This window comes from Luteibacter sp. P4_D7_3 (assembly GCF_056401735.1).
Genome location: NZ_JBFUIT010000473.1, coordinates 1 through 2,181 on the forward strand (window position 1 = coordinate 1; position 2,181 = coordinate 2,181).

At 63.5% G+C, this 2,181-nt stretch carries 2 protein-coding genes; both read right to left on the reverse strand.

The window, feature by feature from the left end; all coding sequences use genetic code 11:
* The coding region (locus tag AC1DSN_RS21660; protein ID WP_477332819.1) for a mannose-1-phosphate guanylyltransferase/mannose-6-phosphate isomerase at positions 1 to 1,179 on the reverse strand (1,179 nt) is incomplete at its 3' end.
* A gap of 6 nt (positions 1,180 to 1,185) precedes the next feature.
* Positions 1,186 to 2,121, reverse strand: a complete 936-nt coding sequence (gene rfbD / locus AC1DSN_RS21665; RefSeq protein ID WP_477298085.1) for a dTDP-4-dehydrorhamnose reductase — start codon at positions 2,119 to 2,121, stop codon at positions 1,186 to 1,188.
* Positions 2,122 to 2,181 lie beyond the last annotated feature (60 nt).

Below are 2,181 nucleotides of genomic sequence, written 5' to 3' on the forward strand. Positions count from 1 at the left end.
CTGCAGGCTCAGGGCGGCGCCGGGCTTGACGACGATGCGCTTGACCTGGAAGCGGTCGTCCGATTCCAGCGAGTCATAGCTGCCCCAGGGTCGGCGAACGACGCGATGCAGGTCGTGTTCGCTGCGACCGGCGGCCTTGAGCTGATCGACGATCTTCTTGACGTCCTGGGACGCGTCGCGTCGCGCCACGAGGGTGGCGTCGGGCGTCGTTACCACGATGACATCCTCAAGGCCGAGGGTGGCGACCATGTGGCGTTTGTGGGTGCGAACGAGTGTGCCGCTGGTATCGATAGCTATGACGTCGCCGTCGAAATGGTTGCCGTTGGCGTCCTTTTCCGCGGACATCCACAGCGCTTCCCACGAACCGATATCGCTCCACTCGCAGCTGACGGGAACGACAGCCGCGTGAGCGGTTTTCTCCATGACGGCGTAGTCGATCGAGTCGCTCGGTGCCTGTGCGAAAGCGTCTGAATCGAGCCGGATGAAATCGAGGTCGGTGTTGGCGCGCTCGTAGGCCGTTTTAGCGGCTTCGAGCATGGCCGGGGCGTATTTGCCCAGCTCTTCGAGGTAGCGGGAGGCGCGGAAAAGAAACATGCCCGAATTCCAGTCGTACAGCCCGCTTGCCACATAGCCTTCGGCGACGGCGAGCTCGGGTTTCTCGACGAACTGATTCACCTTGAAGCTGTCCGCTCCTAAGGCTTCGCCGCGCTGGATGTAACCGAAGCCCGTTTCGGCACGGTCCGGACGAATGCCGAACGTCACCAACCAGCCCTGTTCCGCCAGCGGGCGTGCCTTGGCGACCGCTTCCGAAAACGAGGCGCTGTCGCCGATGAGGTGGTCCGCAGGCAAGACGAGAACCAGGGCATCCTCCGCCTTCTCTAGCGCCCGAAGCGCGCCAACAGCAATGGCAGGTGCCGTGTTCCGTGCGACTGGCTCGAGCAGGATGCTGGCGCCGGTCACATTCAGTTCCTGCAGCTGTTCGGCAGCGAGAAACCGGTGATCGTCACTTGCAACGACCACGGGCGCGGCGGCATCGGGCAGGAGTGCGGCGCGGCTGATGGTCTGCTGGAAGAGCGTTTCCGGAGCAGTCAGTGCCAGGAACTGCTTGGGGAGATTGCGGCGCGAAATGGGCCACAACCGGGTTCCGCTGCCGCCACTGAGAATGAGGGGGATGAGCATGGGGAGTTATTCCGATGAGGCGGAAAGGGCGGTCAAGGTGCGGTCGATGCCGAGCGTCCAGTCAGGCAGATCGTAGCCGAACGTCCGGGCGAAGCGTCCGGTGTCGAGTACGGAGTACGCCGGACGCTTCGCGGGCGTGGGGTAATCCTTGGTCGAGATCGCGGACACCTGTGGCATGCGGGGAATCAGGCCGATGTTGGCGCCACGCAGCAGCAGGGCCTGTGCAAACCCGTGCCAGGTGGTACTCCCGCTTGCGGTCAGGTGATATGTACCTTCCAGTGCTGAACGCTCGGCAGCATCACCAGTGAGCCACCGGTCGATGGCCGCCAGTGATCCTTCGACAATAAGAGACGTATCCGTCGGCGTACCGTGTTGGTCGGAGACGACGCTGAGTTCGTCGCGTGTGGCGCCGAGACGCAGCATCGTACGCAGGAAATTATTCCCGACCGATGAATAAACCCAGGCTGTGCGAAAGATGAAGTGCGCTGCGCCCGATGCGCGAAGCGCCTCTTCACCGACAAGCTTGCTGCGTCCGTAGGCGCCAGTCGGCCCCACGGGATCCGCTTCCCTGTAAGGAGCCTTCGCGTTGCCGGCAAACACGTAATCCGTCGAGTAGTGCACCACCAGGGCGCCACGACCTGCCGCCCAGCGTCCAATCAGGCCCACGGCGTCGCCGTTGACCCGGGTCGCCATGGCTTCATCCGCTTCTGCACGATCGACGGCCGTGTAAGCGGCCGCATTCACGACGATGTCCGGCCGTTCGGCATCCAGCACGTGTTCCATCGATTCGAGGTCGGCAAGATCGGCCATCGCGCCGGTCCGACCATCGGCCAGTTCGCCATTCCTGCTTGCCGCGAGAACGTGCCCGCGGAGCGCGAGGCCACCCTGGCTCAGGAAGCACTGGCCAAGCTGTCCGTTCGCACCCAGCAGGAGAATCTTCACGGAACGTACTCCGGCAATCTCTCCGATGGCACATCGGCGAGCAGCGGTGTCTTGCCATCC